Below are 19,495 nucleotides of genomic sequence, written 5' to 3'. Positions count from 1 at the left end.
TCTTTAACTAAACTTTCGGCGCAGCCAGCAAGGCCTTCATGCGCGCCAGCCGTTCCTTGGGCGAAATCACTTCCGCCTCCGTCGGCACGGCGTCGCCCACGTCGAGTTCCATTTCCTTGATGAAGCGCGACGGGTCGCAATGGACTTGCTCGCCCGCCCGTTTGCGCTTCTTGCACCAGGTGATGTGCAAGGTGCGCTGGGCGCGCGTGATGCCCACATACATCAGACGCCGCTCTTCCTGGATGCGCGCGGCGATGGTTTCGGCCGGCGCGTCCGGGTCGCCCTTGTGCGGCAAAATCCCCTCTTCCACGCCCACCAGAAACACATGCGGAAACTCCAGGCCTTTCGACGCGTGCAGGGTCGACATGCGCACGGCGTCCTGCTCCTCGTCCTTGCCCTCGAGCATGGTCATCAGGGCCACCATCTGCGTCAATTCCAGCACGTTTTTTTCTTCGCCGTCGCGGTCCTTGCCGCCCCTGCCCCGTTCCTTCAGCCAGTTGACGAATTCCAGCACGTTCTGCCACTTGCTCTGCGCCTGCCGTTCCTCGAAGGCATCGTACAGATACGATTCGTAGTGGATTTCCTTCATCATGTCATCCAGCACTTCGGCCGCGTTGTCGCCGCTGCCGGCCGCGCCCGGGCGGCTGGCGCGCGATTCGAGGTCGTTGATGAAGTTGCAGAAGTCGCGCAGCGGCCCCAGTTGGCGGTCAGTCAGCTTGGCCTCGATGCCGCCCTTGAACACGGCCTGGAACAGCGAGCACTGCCACTGCCCCGAAAACGCGCCCAGCACTTCCAAAGTCGACTGGCCCACGCCACGGCGCGGCGTCGTCACGGCGCGGATGAAGGCCGGGTCGTCGTCTTCGTTGGCCAGCAGGCGCAGATAGCTGATGATGTCCTTGATCTCGGCCTTGTCAAAGAAGCTCTGGCCGCCCGAGATCGTGTACGGGATGCGTTCCTTGCGCAAACATTGCTCGATGATCCGTGCCTGGTGGTTGCCCCGGTACAAAATCGCGTAATCGGAGAATTTATTTTTTCGCTCGAAATGGTCGGCCGAGATCATGATGGCGACCTGTTCCGCCTCCTGCTCGTCCGTCTGCATGCCCAGCACCTTGATCGGCTCGCCCAGGCCATGTTCCGACCACAGCGACTTTTCAAACAGCTTCGGGTTGTTGCCGATGACGGCATTGGCCGCATTCAGCACGCGCATGGTGGAGCGGTAATTCTGCTCGAGCTTGATCACACGCAAATCGGGGAAATCCGTTTCCAGCGTTTTCAGGTTTTCCACCGTGGCGCCGCGCCAGGCATAAATGGCTTGGTCGTCGTCGCCCACGGCCGTAAACATCGGCTTCTTGCCGATGCCCGTCACCATCAGTTTCACCAGTTCGTACTGGCACGTATTCGTGTCCTGGTATTCATCGACGAGCAGGTAGCGCAAGCGGCGCTGCCATTTGTCGCGCACGGGACCGTTGTTGCGGAACAATTCCACCGGCAAACGGATCAAGTCGTCGAAATCGACGGCCTGGTAGGCAGAGAGCGTCGCCACGTAGCTGCGGTAGATGCGCGCCGCGTTCGCCTCGTCTTCATCCTTCGCTTGCGCCAGGGCCATGTCCGGATCGATCAAGCCATTTTTCCACAAGGACATGGCGTTCTGGATGCCGCGGATCACCTGTTTATCGGTGGTAATGGCCAAGTCTTGCACGAGCGAAAAACAATCGTCGCTATCCATGATGGAGAAGCGGTCTTTCAAGCCCACGCCATTGGCTTCCTGGCGCAGGATTTTCACGCCCAGCGAGTGGAAGGTCGACACCGTCAACTGCTTGGCCTGGCGTGGCTGCTTGAGCAGCTTGGCGATGCGTTCCTGCATTTCCAGCGCCGCCTTGTTGGTGAAGGTCAAGGCAGCGATGGTGCGTGGGTCATAGCCCCGGTCTTCGATCAGATGGGCGATCTTTTGCGTGATCACGCGCGTCTTGCCCGAGCCGGCGCCCGCCAGCACGAGGCAGGGGCCGTCGAGGTAGGTAACCGCTTCGCTTTGGGGCGCATTCAGACCGAACTGTGGTGCTTTGGACATCAGGGTATTTCCGCAGGGAACAGCAGCCCATTGTAACAGCGTCGCGTGGGCTATTTGCGCAGCAGGCAGTGCCTTAAAAACAGGCAATGGCATTGATATATCGTCATGTGACGCCATCTTGGGCCATGCCATGCGTGCGGCGAGGCCAAGCCTGGAGTACCATTCCGCCTATATCTCGCCCGTGCGCGCCCACTTACCGAATGACAGTCCCATGAAATTTGAACACCTGATTGAAATCAACGATCCGCTGAACCCGCTGATCGACACCTTGAGCCTGGAACAGGTCTGGCGCGGCCTGGTCTTGCGCGCCGAGTCGCCCAAGCTGTTCGTGCCGCACCTGGACGAGTGCCAGATCAGCGAGCGCAGCGACGCCGGTTTCGCGCGCAGCCTGCGCTATGGCGAGCTGGTCATCAACGACAGGGTGGTGCTGGTGCCGCAACTGCAGGTGCGCTACGAAGTGCCGGCGCAAAAGGATATCAGCGCCTCCTCGCTGGTGATGACCATCGAGATGCCCGACGAGGCCAGCCTGTGGGTGCGCTTCCAGTACGACGACGGCCACGACGCGGCCACCGATGCGGCCAACGCCCTGTACGACGACTTCCGCCGCTCCGCTTACAAGGAGTCCGACATCGACACTGTGCGCATCATGCGCGAGCTGGCGCTCGAAGGGCGGCTGGATGCGGGCTTGCTGAACTAAACGCTTGGGCTAAATTCGCGCGCTGCGGCCCCACAGCTGATCAGGGCGAAACTGCAAACCCGCCTGCTCCGCACTGAGCACTTCGCGGATGGCGTGCAAATCCACGCGCGTATCACGGCGCAGCGGCACGTCCAGGCGCGCGCCACGCGGACCGATCAGCGACTGCACGTGGGGCGTGCTGGCATTCAAGCCCTTGCGCGTGACGACGCCGATTTCACCATTTAACAGTTTGACGAAGGTGCCGACCGGGTAGATGCCCAGCTCGCGCACCAGCAGGGACGCCAGCGGCGCATCCAGGGTGGCCTTGTCGGCCATCAACATTTCGCGCAAGGCCACGTTCGGCAGCAAGGGCTGGCGATAGCTGCGCTTCGACACGCGCGCGCAATAGCGGTCGGCCAGCATGATCAGGCGCGCGCCGATGCCGATCGCCTCGCCTTGCGTGCCCAGCGGATAGCCGCTGCCATCGATATTTTCATGGTGCTGCAGCACGGCCTGCAGCCAGACGGCGTCCGTCAAGCCCGTCGCGCGCAGCAAATCGACACCCGCTTGCGGATGGGCGCGCAAATAGGCGCGCTCCTGCGCGTCCAGCGGCCCCGCCTTGTGCTGGAAATCCGCATGGCGTTCCAGCATGCCCACATTCATGCTCAGCGCGGCCAGCACCACGCTGCGGATCACACCATCATCGAGTTTCAGGGCGCGCGCCAGCAAGGCCGTGATGACGGCCGTGTCGACGCTGTGGCGCACGGCAAAATCGCCCGCGCCCTGGTTGTGCAGGATGCAGGCCAGCGCCACGTCCGCGTCCAGTGCAACCGCCTCTTCCACCAGTTGCGCCAGCGGCGCCAAGGATGCGTGACCATCCGCCTGCCTGGCGGCAATAGCCGGCAAGACGAGGGCCAGCCCTGCCGTGACGAGATTCAGCATGCGCAGTGCCGACGGCGCTTCCGTGGCCGTACGCGGCGCGTCCGCACTGGTGTCGGCGATGACGCCGCGCGCCAGCAGCAATTCGATCTGGTTCTCGCTGCTGATGACATGGCCCAGCCTGGCCAGCAAGCCGCCCGTCTCGCCGTACACGTCCCAGGGCAGGGCCACGCCCAGGGCGAGCTCTCCCGCATAAATGCGCCGAATTTTCACATCGTCTCCGTCATCGCTAGCCGCCACCCTTTTTACCATCGGGTGGTCGTGGGCATGAACCATTTGAAATGTTTTTTGCTTTTAATCAATATTTCAATGTGCCAGCGATGATCGCGCAATCATGTGAGCTTGTCTACAAAATTATATAAAGCATAAAGTTGCATTCAAGGTCCAGGTGTGCAATCGGCGCAGCCGGGCGCGTGTTCCGGGTCTTTTTCCAGGTGCAGCGCCAGCTCGCGCAAGGCCGTGCGCACGCCTTCCTCGATGACGGGGTGATAGAACGGCATGTCGAGCATGGCCGGCACCGTCAGCTGGGCCTGGCACGCCCAGGCCAGCAAGTGGCCCAGGTGTTCCGCCCTTGGGCCGATCAGCTCGGCGCCGAGAAAACGCTTGCTGCCAAATTCCGCATACACGCGCAGCAAGCCCTGGTTTTGCAGCATCACGCGGCTGCGGCCCTGGTTGCCGAACGACACGGCGCCGACGGCGAAGCGGCCCGCGTGGCTCACGCACAATTGCTGGTAGGTGGCGCCCAGGGTGGCAATCTGCGGCTCCGTGAAGGCGATGGTCAACGGCGTGCGGCGCAAGCCCGGTTTGACGTCAGGAAAGCGCGCCGCATTATCACCCGCGATGCGGCCCTCGTCGGCCGCCTCGGGCAGCAGCGGCAAGGCATTGTCGGCGTCGCCCGCAATGAAGATGGCGCTCTTGCCGCACTGCATGGTATGCGGGTCATGCAGAGGGATGCCGTGGCGGTCGAGCTCGATTTGCGCCGTTTCCAGGCCGATCTGGTCCACGTTCGGACGGCGGCCGATGGCGGCCAGCAGATACGCGAACTGCTCGGTTTTTTCCACGCCATCGCCATCGCGGCTGGTCAGCGCGATACCGCTGCCGTCTGGCGTTTTTGCCACATGCGCGACCTGGGTCATGAAACGGATATCGAGTTCACGCGCCAGCACGGCGTCCGCCTCCCGCAACACCAGCGGGTCCGTCAGCTGCGCGACTTTATTGCCGCGCGCAAACAGGGTCACACGCACGCCCAGGCGAGCCAGCGCCTGCCCCAACTCCAGGCCGATGACGCCGCTGCCCACCACGGCCACGGAGCTTGGCAAGTCCGTCCACTCGAACACGGCGTCGCTGGTGATGACCCTGTCGCCGCCCGCCTGCCACTCGGGCGGCACGACGGGCGTGGAACCGGTGGCGATCACCACGCTCGTGGCCTCGACAAGGGTATGCTCATCCACCTGCAATTTTCCGGGCGCGATGAAGCGTGCATGGCCGCGCAGTTTTTCTTCCTCGGGGATGGCGTTGACGCCGTCGAGCACGAAGCCGACAAAACGGTCGCGCTCGCTGCGCACCCTGGCCATCACTTGTCGGCCATCGATGCGCACGGGGCCCGGATGCACGCCAAACGCCGGCGCGGCAGCCACGGCATGGGCCGCCTCGGCCGCCGCGATCAAGAGTTTGCTGGGCATGCAGCCCACGCGCGCGCACGTCGTGCCGTACGGCCCGCTTTCGATCATCAGCACGCGCTTGCCCTGCATGCGCGCCGCCCTGTGCGCCGTCATGCCGGCCGTGCCGCTGCCGATCACGGCCACATCCACTTGTATCGTCTTCATCGTGCCGTCCATCCCACTGAGTTTGCTCACAGCGTTCGATACTACCCGTTTGGTGAAAATAAGGTTTTACTTTGCAGCAATATATGCATTAGTATAACTAATCATTTTCAAAATTTATAAGCTGAGCTAATGGGATCACTCGATTATCGCGCGCTGGCCGTGCTGGACGCCGTCGCCAGCCATGGCAGTTTCGACAAGGCCGCCCTGGCGCTGGGCATCACCCAGTCGGCCGTCTCGCAGCGCATCAAGGCGCTGGAAGACGCCAGCGGGCGCCTGCTGATCATCCGTGGCCAGCCAGCCGTGCCGACGGGCCTGGGCCAGCGCCTGATCGTGCATCACCGCAACGTCAAGCTGATGGAAGCGTCGCTCGACATCGACCTGGGCAACAGCGTCAGCATGCCGGAAATCGCCATCGCCATCGATGCCGACAGCCTGGCCACCTGGTTCCCCGACACCTTGTCCTCCCTGCTGGCGCCGCCGCGCTGCCAGCTCGACGTGCGCCTGGCCGACAGCGACAGCGCCCTGCAAATGGTGCGCGACGGTTCCGTGTTTGGCTGCGTGTCGGCCGAGTCCGGCACAGCGATCGACGCGGCGGCCGCCACCAGCGTCACGCCGCTGGGCACCTTGCGCTATGTCTGCGTGGCCACGCCCGTGTTTGCGGGCCACTGGTTCGGCGATGGTTTTATTGCCGAGGCGGTGCAACTGGCGCCCGCCGTCGTGGGCCAGCACGGCTTGCTGGCGCGTTTCCTCGCTGAACAATTAAGCATGCGTGAACCGTTTCCACACCATACTTTACCGGTCGAAGCGGCGCGCCGCGCCTGCATCCAGGATGGCCTGGCCTACGGCTTGATGCCACAGCGTCTGGCCGCGCCAGCGCTGGCAACAGACCGTCTCGTGGATCTGATGCCGGGCAGCACCCTGGACGTGCCGCTGAGCTGGCATGCGTGGACCCTGGACACGCCGTTTACCAAACTGCTGTCCGAGCAGATCGTCAAGTCGGCGCGCGACTACCTGAACTAATCAGATATCCAGCGGGTCCACTTCCAGCGACCATTTCACGCGCGACTTCATGGCGCGCAATTCAGTCAGCCATTCTTTTAAAAACGCCTGCAGCGCAGGCCGCGAGGCGGATTCGAGCAGCAGCTGGGCGCGGTCCACGTTGTACACGCGCGTCATGCTCATGGGAATCGGGTCATTGATGGTCACCTGCGGATGCTCCATGCATTCCTTGGCCGCCTGCAGGAACTCGATGGCCGTGGCCAGCTCGGGCGCTTCGGCGCGCAGCAGGGCCTGGAACAGATACGGCGGCAGCGCCGCCTGGGCCCGCTCTTCCAGCAAGGTCGTGGCGAAGTGGTCGTAATCGTGATTGACGACGGCGTCATACAGCGGATGGCGCGCATAGCGCGTCTGGATCAGCACCTCACTGACGCTGCCGCCCTCCGTCTGCGCGGCACGCCCGGCCCGGCCCGCCACCTGCATCAACTGGGCAAACAGGCGTTCACTGGCCCGATAATCCTGGGAAAACAGGGCCGTGTCCGGATTCAAAATGCCCACCAAAGTCAGCTTTTTGAAATCGTGGCCCTTGGCCACCATCTGCGTGCCGATCAAAATATCCACTTCGCCCCGGTGGACGGTGTCGAACGCTTCCTGCGCGCTGCCCTTCTTGCGCGTGGAATCGGCATCGATGCGCAAAATGCGCGCCTCGGGAAACAGTTGCTGCAAGCCCTCTTCCACCCGCTGCGTACCGCGTCCCAGCGGCTGCAAGTCGACATTGCCGCAGGTGGGGCAATGGCGGGGAATGCGCAATTCCAGGCTGCAATGGTGGCAGCGCAGGCGGTGTTCGGGCTTGTGCAGCACCATGAACGAGGTGCAGCGCGTGCAATTGCTGATCCAGCCGCACGATTCGCAGCAGATCACGGGCGAATAGCCGCGCCGGTTCAAGAACAGCAGCGACTGCTCTCCCCGCTCCATGCGCAGTTTCAAGGCGGCTACCAGATGCGAAGTCAGGCCATCTTTAGGCTTGTCACGCTCCATGTCCAAAATCTTGACGCGAGGCAACACCGCGTTCTTGACGGCCCGTTCGCGCAATTCCAGCTTGCGATAGCGTCCCGTCTGGGCGTGGTGCCAGCTTTCCAGCGAAGGCGTGGCCGAACCGAGCACGATGGGTATCTGCAATTGCCAGGCGCGCCATACGGCCAGGTCGCGCGCGGAATAGCGCAAGCCTTCCTGCTGCTTATAGGAAGGGTCGTGTTCCTCGTCGATGACAATCAGTTTGAGATTCGGCAAGGACGCCAGGATGGCTAATCGCGTGCCGAGGACGATGCGCGCCTGGCCCTGGTGGGCGGCCAGCCAGTGCAGCATGCGCTCGCCCTCGGACAGGCTGCTGTGCAAGGTTGCCAGCATGACGCCGGGAAAGCGCGCGCGGATATTGCCTTCCAACTGGGGCGTCAAATTGATTTCCGGCACCAGGATGAGGATTTGCGCCGCCTCGTCGCGCGCCAGCACCTGGGCGCAGGCTTGCAGATACACTTCCGTCTTGCCACTGCCCGTCACCCCATATAGCAGGGTGGGTTTGAAACCCTGCGCGCCGCCGATGGCATCGGCTGCTTCCTGCTGAGCAGGATTGAGCGCCGGCATGTTCAGTGGCGTGCCGTCATGCGCGTCGGCCAGCTTGGCCAGCTTCTTGATGGCCCGGTCCAGCGCCACGGTGGTGAGCACCCGCAAATTCTTCGGCAATCCCGGCAGCGCCACTTCACCCAGCGGACGCTGGTAGTAAACGGCGGCAAAGGCGGCCAGCGCCAGCCACTGTTCCGACAGCGGCGCCAGCTGGCTGCGCACGGCCAGCACGTCCTTCAATTTCGCGGCGGGCACGTCGGTGCTGTCGGACACGCCGACGATCAGCCCCATCACTTCGCGCCGGCCGAACGGCACCAGCGCCAACTGCCCCACTTGCGGCAGCGGCACGGCAGCGTCCGCATCCGCCAATGCGTTCCAGCGGTAGTCGAACAGGGCGTTCAGGGGCGTGTCGAGCGCGATTTTCAGGATGCACGACGTCGAAAAGCACTGCGACATGGGGGTGGCCTATCTCATTAAAAAAGCGCGCCGCAGGGTCAATGGCGCGGCGGGATGTCAGGCATCAAGCGAGCCGGCCATAATACTTGTTCCGCCCCTCAAACGCCTAACGGCGGACGCAACAGCGCGTCATCGTGCCTGAAGAAAATTCTGTGGATAACTTTGTGGACAAAGCAAAATTAACTTTCAGAAAAATGTGGATAGAAGATTTCGATCGCCGTCAAGAGGGGCACGCAAGAAAAATTAACTATTTAAAATCAATGACTTAAAAATTGATGCCCGGAAGGCTATAAATCCATGGGGCATTTCCGCCGCTGTGCATAACTGAACCATTTGTAATTTATTTATACAGAAATCAGCACCGTTTTAAGGTGTCCGATCCGGAAAAACACCTGCCGCATGCGGCAAATTTGACAATTGCCGGGCAAGCGTTCGTTTTTGCCTGCCGGGCGGCGAAACATTGTGCAATTATCATGCACTGCAGCATACACTTCAGGTGAAACCTGAACATCTGCGCTAAGTATCGGTTAACAAATTACTTTTCAATTTTATCCACAGAATCTGTTGATAACTTTGTGGACAATGAAGGAATAAGGCCAGCAAACGGAAGAATAACCTTATCAATTGCAACAAAGTCCGCTGAGCAAGGCATTTTTTATTTCTTAATAATCAAGCACTTGCAGAGCTTCCCCGGGCATGGCTCTTCGACTGCCTCTTATTTCCGCAGCAAAAAAAATTGTGCATAAGTCGGTATTTTCTTGCTAGTGCGCAGCAAAGAAAAAGGCAGGCTTCCACTGGAAAGCCTGCCTTCTCTGCCCCTGCGCCAGGGGAAACGGGGAATTACTGACCGCTGCGCATGGCGCGGCTCATGCTGTGCACGGCTTCCACCATGGCTTCCACGGATTCCGGCGGCGTAAACTGGGAAATGCCATGGCCCAGGTTGAATACATGGCCCGTGCCTGCCGACGGCGCGCCAAAGGCGTTGAGCACTTTCGCCACTTCGGCGCGGATCTGCTCGGGGCTGGCGAACAGGATGGCGGGGTCGAGATTGCCCTGCAAGCCCACCTTATGTCCCACCAGCTGGCGCGCGCGCGTCAGGTTGACGGTCCAGTCCAGGCCCACGGCATCGGCGCCGATATCGGCGATCTGTTCGATCCACTGGCCGCCGCCCTTGGTAAATACGATGGCGGGGATTTTCACGCCATCCTTGTCGCGCTTCAGCTGCGCCACCACTTGTTGCATGTAGGCCAGCGAGAATTCCTGGTAGGCGCCATCGGCCAGCGCACCGCCCCAGGAATCGAAAATCATCACGGCTTGCGCGCCGGCATCGATTTGCGCATTCAGGTACTGCGCCACGGAGGTGGCGTTGATGGCCAGGATGTGGTGCATCAGGTCCGGGCGGTTGTACAGCATCTTCTTGATGGTGTGAAACTCTTTCGAGCCGCCGCCTTCCACCATGTAGCACGCCAGGGTCCACGGGCTGCCGGAAAAACCGATCAGCGGCACGCGGCCGTTCAATTCCGTGCGGATTTGCGTGACGGCCTTGAAGACGTAGTCGAGCGACTCCAGATCCGGCACGCGCAAAGCCTGCACGTCCTGTTCCGTGCGCAGCGGACGCTCGAACTTCGGGCCTTCGCCATCGGCGAAATACAGGCCCAGGCCCATCGCGTCAGGCACCGTCAGGATGTCGGAAAACAGGATGGCGGCGTCGAGCGGGAAACGCTCCAGCGGCTGCAAGGTCACTTCCGTGGCGTAATCGGGATTCTTTGCCAGGCCCAGGAAAGAGCCGGCCCGCTCGCGCGTGGCGCGGTATTCGGGCAAATAGCGGCCCGCCTGGCGCATCAGCCAGACAGGGGTGTGCTCGGTCGGCTGGCGCAACAGGGCGCGCAGGAAAGAATCATTCTGGAGCGGAGCAAATTGTGGCATGGCAGGCAATCGAGCTTGGAGAAGCGGTATTATCGCATCCAATTGCCGCCATTTCATTGATTCAAGTGTCGCTTTGCAGCATTTGCCACGCACAGCGATGACTTTCGTTGTGCCAGCCCTTCCATTATGATGATGCACGCTGCCGCGCGCCCTGACCCTGCCTGGCGGCCCTTGATCCCCCCACTATACGGAGCCCGCATGACCTCGACCGCATCCAGCACCCCTTATGGCATCTGGCCATCGCCGATCAGCGCGGCCATCGTCGCCGCTGGCGCCTCGCCGCTGACGCAGCTGGCCCTGGGCGGTGCGGATGGGAGCGATGTGTACTGGCTGGCTGGGCGCGCCAGCGAGGCGGGACGCAACACTCTGCTGCGCCAGCGCGGCGCGCGCATCGATGAACTGACGCTGGCGCCCTTCAATGTGCGTACCCGCGTGCATGAATACGGCGGCGGCGCGTATGCCGTCGCCGGCGATACCGTGTATTTCTCGCATTTCGCCGACAACTGCCTGTACCGCGTGAGCGGCGACGGCGTGCCCGAAGCGTTCACCACGGGCGGCAACACGCGCCATGCGGACTTCGTTGTCGATGCGGCCCGTGCCCGCCTGATCGCCGTGCGCGAGCAACATCCGCAAGAAGGTCATGCCCTTCCCGAAAACTGCCTGGCCGCCGTCGGCTTCGACGGACGCGAAACGGTGCTGGCGCGCGGCCACGATTTTTATGCGGCGCCGCGCCTGTCGCCGGACGGCAGCCAGCTCGCCTGGATCAGCTGGGATCACCCGCGCCTGCCGTGGCAAGGCACGGAACTGTGGCTGGCCGACGTGCAGGCGGACGGCAGCCTGGGTTCGCCGCGCCTGATCGCCGGCGGCGCGCGCGAATCGATTTGCCAGCCGGAATGGTCGCCGAACGGCTTGCTGCACTTCGTTTCCGACAGCAGCGGCTGGTGGAATCTGTATCGCCTGCATGGCGCCGACATCGAGGCGCTATGCCCGATGGAAGCGGAATTTGCCACGCCGCACTGGACCTTCGGCGGCAGCATGTACGGTTTTCTTTCCGACGACGAGATCGTCTGCACGTATATCCAGGCCGGCATCAGCTACCTGGCGCAATTGAACGTCGCGGCGGCCAAGCTCGAGCCGATTCCCCACCCCTACCAGGAAATCCGCGAACTGCGCGTGGGGCCCGGCTTCGTCGCGCTCCTGGGCGGCAGCCCCACCATCGCGCTGGAACTGGCGCGCATCGATTTGTCGAACCATGAGCTGGAAGTGCTGGCGCAGTCGATCACGGCACTGCCCGCGCTCGACTACCTGTCCGTGCCGCGCAGCTTGAGCTTTCCTAGCAGCAATGGCCGCACGGCTTACGCCTTCTTTTATCCGCCTACCAATGGCGACGTGCAGGCGCCGGCAGGAACCTTGCCACCCGTCATCGTCATCAGCCATGGCGGCCCCACCAGCATGGCCAGCAATACCTTGAAACTTGCGACGCAATACTGGACCAGCCGCGGCATCGGCGTGCTCGACGTCAACTACGGCGGCAGCAGCGGTTTCGGCCGCGAATACCGGGACGCGCTGCGCGGGCAATGGGGCATCGTCGACGTGGAAGACTGCATCGCCGGCGCGCGCTACCTGGCGACCAACGGCCTGGCCGACCCGGAACGCCTGATCATCCGCGGCGGCAGCGCCGGCGGCCTGACGACCCTGTGCGCCCTGACCTTCCACGACGTCTTCAAGGCGGGCGCCAGTTACTATGGCGTGTCCGACCTGAAGGGCCTGGACAACGATTCGCACAAGTTCGAATCGCGCTACACCGATTACCTGATCGCTTCGCAGCCGCAAGCCGAGGCGCTGTACCTTGAGCGCTCGCCCATCCACCACACGGATAAATTGTCGCGCCCGATGATTTTCTTCCAGGGCCTCGATGACAAGGTCGTGCCGCCGCAGCAGTCGCAGCTGATGGTCGACGCCCTGCAGGCACGCGGCGTGCCCGTCGCCTATGTACCGCTGGAAGGCGAGGGGCACGGCTTCCGCAAGGCGGAAAACATCGTGCGCACCTTGGATGCGGAACTGTATTTCTACCAGCGCGTGTTCGGCCTGCCCGTGGCGGCCGGCGAGCCGCCCGTGCATATCGCCAATTTGCCCGCATGAGCGAGCTGCATGCAGAGCAGCACCTGCTGGACGAGTTCGCCGCACTGGAGCAGCACGAACAGATGATCCTGGCCATGCTGGCGATCACGGGCGAACCGGTGGGCAAGCATGCCGTGTATGAACACTTGCAGCGCGCCAATATCGTCGAGCCGGACGGCACGCCGTTTTCCCTGCTGGTGGTGACCAACATGCTGCTGCGGCTGACGCGTCTGGCGCTGGCCAGCGAGGTGGTGGGACGGGGCTTTGCCTGCGAAGCCAGACTGCGCTGGCCCGCCATGCGCGCCGCCATCGAACACCTGGTGTTTCGCGACCTGTGCCAGGCCATCGAGCTGATCAATCCCGTGCGCCGCAACTGGGATGGCTATGTGGAATTACGCAGCTACCGGCAAGGCGTGGCGCGCCTGCGCATCGCCCTGCTGCGCAATGACGAGGTACGCCACGTGGCTGCCATCCTGGCCGCCTGCATGGCGTGCTATGAAGCGCAGCAGCTGCATCCGCTGATCGAGATTTTCGGCCGGCCGTTCGAACCGGAGATGCTGTCTTTCGTCATGCCGCAACTGCAGGATGACATCCTCGCCGTGCTGCTGGGCAATGCCCCGCGCGAGCCGGCCACGGCGCACGCCATCCGTAGCTACGCGCGCGCCCACCACGCGCGCCAGGCGGCCGCCGGCGACCATATCGGCGCCGCCCTGCCCCTGGCCCTGGCCGAAGACGCCCTGCTGTGCGGCGAACTCGACGCGGCCGCCCGCTACCTGGCGGGCCAGCAGGGGCCGCAGGCGCTGTTTGTCGACAGCAGCATTGCCCTGTTGCGCGGCGAACATGCGCACGCCGTGGCGGGCTTCGAAACGGCCCTGAAAGGGCTGCGCAAGGAGGCGGGCAAACGCAAGCTGTGCTTTACGGGCATCGGCGGCCACCTGTACGTGCTGGCCCTGCTGCGCGGCAACGACGCCAAGCTGCTGAAAAGCGCGGAGACCTATCTCGATATCGCGCTGCACGCGCAGCCGAACCACGACAGCATCGTCTACCAGCAATTGAATACCTTGCGCCTGGTGCGCGGCGGCGTGCAGCTGGCGGAAAGCATCCCCACGCGGAGCTGGGAAACGGGACTGCAGGCACAACTATTCCAGGCCTTGCTGTACTACTGGCTGGCGCTACCGCAATTGAGCGAACGCAAGGACCAGCTGCGATCGCTGGTGCAGCAAGCGGACGCCGCCGGCTACGATCTGATCGCCGCGCAGGCGGCCGGCTTGCTGGGCTTGATGGGCGAGCCGCAGCAAGAGCGCTTTGCGACAGCCAAACGGGCGCAACACGGCTTGACGGACATGGCGCCGTGGTTCGAACGCCAGGAAGCGTGGCAGCGCCAGTTGAGCGCCCTCATCAACCTGCAACAGAACGCGCCCGCCGAAGCGCTGGGCGGCGTCTCGCGCCTGGTGTGGCTGGTGACGTTCGACCCGCGCTTTGGCCTCACGGCCGTGGAAGTGCGCGAGCAGAAACGCGACGCACGCGGCGGCTGGAGCAAGGGCCGCGCCATGGGCCTCAAACGTCTGGCCGAAGAGGCGGGTGACATCGATTTCCTCACACCGCAAGACGCCCGCGCGGCAGGCAGCATCGCGCCGTTCAAGCAATACTATTCGTCGGCGCCCCGCTATGAAGTCGAGCTGGACAAGGCCGCCGTCTTGCTGGTGGGCCACCCGCTCGTCTTCTGGCTCGACCATCCCGAGACGCGCGTGGAACTGATCGCCGGCGCGCCCGAACTCCTCATCAAGTCGCACGAGGGGCAGCTGTGGCTGGGCATGCAGCCGCCATTACCCGACAACGGCAGCAATGTGGTGGTGCAGCGCGAAACGCCGACGCGCTTGCGCGTGGTGCACATCCTCGACGAGCACCGGCGCATCGGCGCCATCGTAGGCCTGGGCCTGTCTGTGCCTCTCCACGCGGAAAAACAGGTGATGCAGGCGATCGGCGCCATCTCGTCCATGGTCACCGTGCAATCGGATATCGGCGGCGGCGCCGGCGACGCGGAAGCGATCACGGCCGACCACCGCCTGCACGTGCATCTGCTGCCCTACCAGCAGGGGCTGAAAATGCAGATCCTCGTGCGGCCACTGCTCGACAACGGCGCCTATTACGCGCCCGGCAGCGGCGCCGAAAGCGTGTTTGCCGACGTGGCGGGCCGGGCCGTGCAGGCGCGGCGCGACCTGAACGCGGAACGCGAAGCGCAGCGCCAGCTCATCGGTCGTTGCCTGGTGCTGGAAGAGGCTGAAGAAGAGCATGGCGAGTGGCTGCTGGGCCAGCCTGCCCTGGGCCTGCAACTGCTGGTGGAGCTGCAGGCGCTCGATCCCGCCGGCATGGTACTGGCGTGGCCCGAAGGCGAAACCATGCGCGTGTCGAAACGTATCGACAGCGGCCAGATGCGCTTGAATATCAAGAGCGAAAAAGACTGGTTTGCCGCCAGCGGCGAAGTGCAGATCGACGAAGACAAGGTGATGGATTTGCGCGCCCTGCTCGATTTGATGCAGAACAATAAAAGCCGCTTCGTGGCCCTGGGCGACAACCAGTTCCTGGCCCTCAGCGATGAGCTGCACCGCCGGCTGTCGGAGCTGGCCGCATATGGCGAGGCGCATGCCGATGGCGTGCACATCCACCCGCTGGCCGCCTTCGCGCTGGAAGAGCTGGCCAACGATGCGGGCGGCGTGAAGGCCGACAAATTGTGGCGTGAACACCTGCTGCGCCTGCGCGCCCTCGACGACTTTCAACCGCAGTTGCCCAGCACCCTGCAGGCGGACTTGCGCGACTACCAGCTGGCCGGCTACCAATGGCTGGCGCGCTTGGCGCACTGGGGCGTGGGCGCCTGCCTGGCCGACGACATGGGACTCGGCAAGACCTTACAGGCGCTGGCCCTGATCCTGGCGCGCGCGCCGAACGGCCCCACCCTCGTCGTCGCCCCCACGTCCGTGTGCATGAACTGGATCAGCGAAGCGCAGCGCTTCGCGCCCACCTTGAATATCAAACTGTTCGGCAGCGGCGACCGCGCCGACATGCTGGAAACATTGCAGCCGTTCGACGTGGTGGTGGCCAGCTATGGCTTGCTGCAGCAGGAAGCCACCCTGTTTGCCGGCGTGCGCTGGCATTCCATCGTGCTCGATGAAGCGCAGGCCATCAAGAATGGCGCCACCAAGCGCTCGCAAGCCGTGATGGCGCTGCAAGGCGATTTCCGCATGGTAGCCAGCGGCACGCCGCTGGAAAACCACCTGGGCGAATTGTGGAATCTGTTCCGCTTCATTAACCCCGGTTTACTGGGCACCCTCGATCAGTTCAACCTGCGCTTTGCCGGTCCCATTGAGAAAGATCAGGACAAGCGGGCGGCGGCTGGCGCGCGATTGCGGCTGCGCCGCCTGATCGCGCCCTTCATCCTGCGCCGCACGAAGACGCAAGTGCTGTCGGAATTGCCATCGCGCACGGAAATCGTGCTGGAAGTGGAGCTGTCGCCGCAGGAAACGGCGCTGTACGAATCCTTGCGCCGCGAAGCGCTGGAAAAGCTGGCGATGGTGGAGGGGCCGGCGTCGAAAAAAGCCATCCAGATCCTGGCCGAGATCATGAAGCTGCGCCGCGCCTGCTGCAATCCGCAACTGGTGGCGCCGGAGCTGGGCCTGGCCAGCAGCAAGCTGGCGGCCTTCGCGCAATTGCTGTCGGGCTTGCTGGAAAACCGCCACAAGGTGCTCGTCTTCAGCCAGTTCGTCGACCATTTGACCCTGATCCGCAAGCACCTGGAGCAGCACGGCGTCAGCTACCAGTATCTCGACGGCAGCACGCCCATGCAGGAACGCAAGCGCCGGGTCGATGCCTTCCAGGCGGGAGAAGGCGATGTATTCCTGATCAGCCTGAAGGCGGGCGGCATGGGCATCAACCTGACGGCGGCCGATTACGTGATCCACATGGATCCGTGGTGGAATCCGGCCGTGGAAGACCAGGCCTCGGACCGCGCCCACCGCATGGGGCAATTGCGCCCCGTCACCATCTACCGCCTGGTGGCCAAACACACGATCGAGGAAGGCATCGTCGAATTACACCAGCACAAGCGCGACCTGGCCGACAGTTTATTGGAAGGCAGCGACGCGGCCGCGCGCATGTCGGCCAATGACATGCTGGGCATGCTGCAGGAGGGCTTGAAAAAATGAACGGCGAAGCCGCGTTCCATGCGATGATCCTTTTTCCCTGTTTCTCTGCCACGCCATGACCGACTATATCGCCACCAGCGCCGGCCAGCGCGCCACCTTTTTGTGCGGCAAATCCTGGACCGCCTACGTCAGCACCTTCGTCATCGCCGTGCTGCTGTTTTTTGCCGCCTTGCCGCTCGCCTTCAAGTACAACGCGCGCGCCGCTTTCGTCGTGCTGATCGGCTCGGCCCTGATCGTCGCCTACCGCCTGCTGACGATACGCAGCTATCAGCTGTACTACGACGAGGCTGGCGTGTGGCTGGCGTCCGGCATCTTGCCGTGGAAAAAGAAACTCACGGGCGTCAAATGGCGCGACATGGATGAAGCCGTCTATGAAACCAACTTCTGGAGCTGGCTGTTCCAGTCCTACACGGTCCGCGTCAGCCAGCGCTACACGCAGGACATCGAAATCCACGCTACCGGCATGGCGCGCGGCAAGGATGCCGTGGCGGCCATCAATGCGCGCCACCAGGACATGCTGCGCGGCAGCGCCATCGTCGTCTAGCGCCGCGCGCGCCCGGCGCAAAAAACTGCGCAGCGGCGGCAATTAATGCTAATCTTTGGGCCGCCCAGACAAGCAAGGCCAACCTTTCAATAGTTGTTTGTTACTTATATTATCAGTTTATTATTTTCTGATTAGAACAAACAGCAAAATATTCAAGAGATAAACTATGCTGATAAAAAATAAAGTTGCGCTCGCCGCATTGATGATGGCCTTTACCCTGACACCGGCCAGCGCCGCCAAGAAGCCGCAGAAAAACGGCAAGGCCAGCACCAGCAGCAGCAAGAAAAAAACCGTCGCCAAGAAAGCGGCCGTCGTCAGCGCCGCCACGGCAGCCACGGTCGCCGCTGTCGCCAGCGAAAACAGCAGCGACCGTTCCATGAATAACCTGAGTGGCCAGTTCCTCACGGCCCTGTGGCGCCTGGACCCGGAAAGCGCGATTTCGGTCGGCAAGTACGATGGCGCCGCCAACCTGAGCATTCCCGACGCGGCCAGCCGCCAGAAGCAACTGGCCTTCATCGAAGAATGGCTGGGCAAGTTCGGCAAGCTGAATGCCAGCAAAATGTCGGACAAGCAACGTACCGACCTGGCCTTGCTGACGAATAAACTGCAATCGGACCGCTGGTATCTGACCACCTTCCGCGAATTCGAATGGAATCCCGCCCAGTACAACGTGGCCGGCTCGATCGACTTCATCCTGAATACGGAGTACGCGGCCCAGCCGCAGCGCCTGCGCACCTTGCTCAAGCGCATCGCCACCGTGCCGCAATACTATGCGGCCGCCCGCGCCAGCATCGTCAACCCCACGCGCGAACACACGCAGCTGGCCATCGCCCAGAGCGCCGGCGTACTGAGCGTGCTTGACGACCTGAACAAGACGGCACAGGGCTCCATCCTGACGCCGACGGAAAAACAGCTGTACAACGCACGCATCGCCGCGGCCCGCACGGCCGTGCAAGGCTATGCGGCCTGGCTAACGGAACAGGATGCCGCGCTGGCGCAGAACGGCAACGCGCGTTCCTTCCGCATCGGCAAGGATTTGTATGAACAGAAATTTGCCTACGATATCCAAGCCAGCGTGAGCGCCGAGCAGATGTACCAGAAAGCCCTGGCGGCGCGCGAAACGCTGCTTGAGCACATGGATAGCCTGTCCGACGAACTGTGGGTGAAAACCATGGGCGCCACGGCCAAGCCGGCGGACCGCACGGCGAAGATCGGCATGGTGATCGACAAGCTCTCCAGCAATCACGTGGCGCCCGCCGATTTCGTACCGGAAATCCGCCGCCAGATCCCGGAATTGCAGGAATGGGTGAGCAGCCACAACCTGCTGACGATGGACCCGAAAAAGCCCCTGGTCGTGCGTGAAACGCCCGCTTACCAGCGCGGCGTGGCGGGCGCCAGCATCGAGGCGCCCGGCCCGTATCGCCCGCAGGACCGCACCTATTACAACGTGACGCCACTCGATGGCGAAACGGCGGAACAGGCGGAAAGCAGCTTGCGCGAGTACAACCACTGGATCTTGCAGATCCTGAACATCCACGAAGCCATCCCCGGCCACTACACGCAGCTTGTGTACGCCAACAAGTCGCCCTCGCTGGTCAAGTCCATCTTCGGCAACGGCGCCATGATCGAAGGCTGGGCCGTGTATGGCGAACGCATGATGCTCGAATCGGGCTATGGCAATAACGCGCCGGAAATGTGGCTGATGTATTCGAAGTGGAACTTACGCAGCGTCACCAACACCATCCTCGACTACAGCGTGCACGTGCTGGGCATGACGGAAGCACAGGCACTCGACCTGCTGACGCGCCAGGCCTTCCAGACCAAGCGTGAAGCAACAGAAAAATGGCGCCGCGTGCAGCTCAGCTCGGTGCAACTGACCAGCTATTTCAGCGGTTACAGCGAGATCATGGACTTGCGCGAACAACGCAAGCAAGCGCTGGGTAGCAAATTCGTGCTGAAGGATTTCCATGAGCAATTCCTCAGCTACGGCAGCGCGCCCGTGAAAGTCATCAAGGAACTGATGAATTAAGCGGTACGCAACATCATCTTGCAAAGGGCGCCGCGGCGCCCTTTTTGCATCCGTTTGCGCCACCGCAAACCACCGGCGTCCCGGTCCATTAAGCT

The 19,495-nt window shown here is 62.7% G+C and carries 11 protein-coding genes; 6 read left to right on the top strand and 5 right to left on the bottom strand.

Features of this window, described 5'->3' with window-relative positions; translation table 11 throughout:
* Positions 1 to 7 precede the first annotated feature (7 nt).
* A complete protein-coding gene (locus tag ACQ4WY_RS24780) occupies positions 8 to 2,068 on the bottom strand; it encodes a UvrD-helicase domain-containing protein (RefSeq protein WP_166448575.1) in 2,061 nt (686 codons plus the stop codon).
* A gap of 211 nt (positions 2,069 to 2,279) precedes the next feature.
* Between ACQ4WY_RS24780 and ACQ4WY_RS24775 the strand changes: the two genes are divergently transcribed.
* On the top strand, positions 2,280 to 2,765 hold the full coding sequence (locus ACQ4WY_RS24775; protein WP_101483211.1) for an SRPBCC family protein: 486 nt from the start codon (positions 2,280 to 2,282) through the stop codon (positions 2,763 to 2,765).
* 9 nt (positions 2,766 to 2,774) lie between these two features.
* Here the strand turns inward: ACQ4WY_RS24775 and ACQ4WY_RS24770 are convergent, their stop codons facing one another.
* Together ACQ4WY_RS24770 and ACQ4WY_RS24765 are read right to left on the bottom strand one after the other, a co-directional pair.
* Entirely contained in the window at positions 2,775 to 3,896 is a 1,122-nt protein-coding gene (locus ACQ4WY_RS24770) for an HD-GYP domain-containing protein (protein WP_436506351.1), read from the bottom strand.
* A 164-nt stretch (positions 3,897 to 4,060) separates the two neighbouring features.
* Positions 4,061 to 5,509: a dihydrolipoyl dehydrogenase gene (locus tag ACQ4WY_RS24765; RefSeq protein WP_436506350.1), complete on the bottom strand. Its 1,449-nt coding sequence runs from the start codon at positions 5,507 to 5,509 to the stop codon at positions 4,061 to 4,063.
* Positions 5,510 to 5,638: 129 nt separating this feature from the next.
* Here ACQ4WY_RS24765 and ACQ4WY_RS24760 point away from each other — a divergent pair, with 129 nt between their 5' ends.
* Positions 5,639 to 6,529, top strand: coding sequence for an ArgP/LysG family DNA-binding transcriptional regulator (locus ACQ4WY_RS24760; RefSeq protein WP_436506348.1), 891 nt, complete (start codon positions 5,639 to 5,641; stop codon positions 6,527 to 6,529).
* Here ACQ4WY_RS24760 and ACQ4WY_RS24755 read toward each other — a convergent pair whose 3' ends face one another.
* Together ACQ4WY_RS24755 and hemE are read right to left on the bottom strand one after the other, a co-directional pair.
* The gene (locus ACQ4WY_RS24755; protein ID WP_436506347.1) at positions 6,530 to 8,581 is read right to left on the bottom strand and encodes a primosomal protein N'; all 2,052 of its coding nucleotides are present in this window, start codon (positions 8,579 to 8,581) and stop codon (positions 6,530 to 6,532) included.
* An 840-nt stretch (positions 8,582 to 9,421) separates the two neighbouring features.
* Positions 9,422 to 10,507, bottom strand: coding sequence for a uroporphyrinogen decarboxylase (gene hemE / locus ACQ4WY_RS24750; RefSeq protein WP_436506346.1), 1,086 nt, complete (start codon positions 10,505 to 10,507; stop codon positions 9,422 to 9,424).
* A 198-nt stretch (positions 10,508 to 10,705) separates the two neighbouring features.
* Between hemE and ACQ4WY_RS24745 the strand changes: the two genes are divergently transcribed.
* From ACQ4WY_RS24745 to ACQ4WY_RS24730, 4 genes are all read left to right on the top strand, one after another.
* Positions 10,706 to 12,649 carry a dipeptidyl-peptidase 5 gene (locus tag ACQ4WY_RS24745; RefSeq protein ID WP_436506345.1) on the top strand — a complete coding sequence of 648 codons (1,944 nt, stop codon included), beginning with the start codon at positions 10,706 to 10,708 and terminating at the stop codon, positions 12,647 to 12,649.
* Positions 12,646 to 16,827 (top strand): DEAD/DEAH box helicase, encoded by a 4,182-nt coding sequence (locus ACQ4WY_RS24740; protein ID WP_436506344.1) that lies wholly within the window; start codon positions 12,646 to 12,648, stop codon positions 16,825 to 16,827. The genes ACQ4WY_RS24745 and ACQ4WY_RS24740 overlap by 4 nt, the downstream gene beginning before the upstream one ends.
* A gap of 55 nt (positions 16,828 to 16,882) precedes the next feature.
* A complete protein-coding gene (locus ACQ4WY_RS24735; RefSeq protein ID WP_436506343.1) occupies positions 16,883 to 17,371 on the top strand; it encodes a hypothetical protein in 489 nt (162 codons plus the stop codon).
* Positions 17,372 to 17,540: 169 nt separating this feature from the next.
* Positions 17,541 to 19,400, top strand: a complete 1,860-nt coding sequence (locus ACQ4WY_RS24730) for a DUF885 domain-containing protein (protein WP_436506450.1) — start codon at positions 17,541 to 17,543, stop codon at positions 19,398 to 19,400.
* The last annotated feature ends 95 nt before the right edge of the window (positions 19,401 to 19,495 follow it).

Origin of the sequence: Janthinobacterium salmonicoloratum (assembly GCF_051380845.1) — a bacterium.
Taxonomy (GTDB): domain Bacteria; phylum Pseudomonadota; class Gammaproteobacteria; order Burkholderiales; family Burkholderiaceae_D; genus Janthinobacterium; species Janthinobacterium lividum_F.
Note: the sequence above shows the minus strand (reverse complement) of the source record. Positions and strands in the feature narration are given on the sequence as shown.

Bases quoted from the DNA above. Each gene is read 5' to 3' on its own strand.
- ACQ4WY_RS24780 (WP_166448575.1), bottom strand. From the start codon at position 2,068: ATGTCCAAAGCACCACAGTTCGGTCTGAATGCGCCCCAAAGCGAAGCG.
- ACQ4WY_RS24775 (WP_101483211.1), top strand. From the start codon at position 2,280: ATGAAATTTGAACACCTGATTGAAATCAACGATCCGCTGAACCCGCTG.
- ACQ4WY_RS24765 (WP_436506350.1), bottom strand. From the start codon at position 5,509: ATGAAGACGATACAAGTGGATGTGGCCGTGATCGGCAGCGGCACGGCC.
- ACQ4WY_RS24760 (WP_436506348.1), top strand. From the start codon at position 5,639: ATGGGATCACTCGATTATCGCGCGCTGGCCGTGCTGGACGCCGTCGCC.
- ACQ4WY_RS24755 (WP_436506347.1), bottom strand. From the start codon at position 8,581: ATGTCGCAGTGCTTTTCGACGTCGTGCATCCTGAAAATCGCGCTCGAC.
- hemE (WP_436506346.1), bottom strand. From the start codon at position 10,507: ATGCCACAATTTGCTCCGCTCCAGAATGATTCTTTCCTGCGCGCCCTG.
- ACQ4WY_RS24745 (WP_436506345.1), top strand. From the start codon at position 10,706: ATGACCTCGACCGCATCCAGCACCCCTTATGGCATCTGGCCATCGCCG.
- ACQ4WY_RS24740 (WP_436506344.1), top strand. From the start codon at position 12,646: ATGAGCGAGCTGCATGCAGAGCAGCACCTGCTGGACGAGTTCGCCGCA.
- ACQ4WY_RS24735 (WP_436506343.1), top strand. From the start codon at position 16,883: ATGACCGACTATATCGCCACCAGCGCCGGCCAGCGCGCCACCTTTTTG.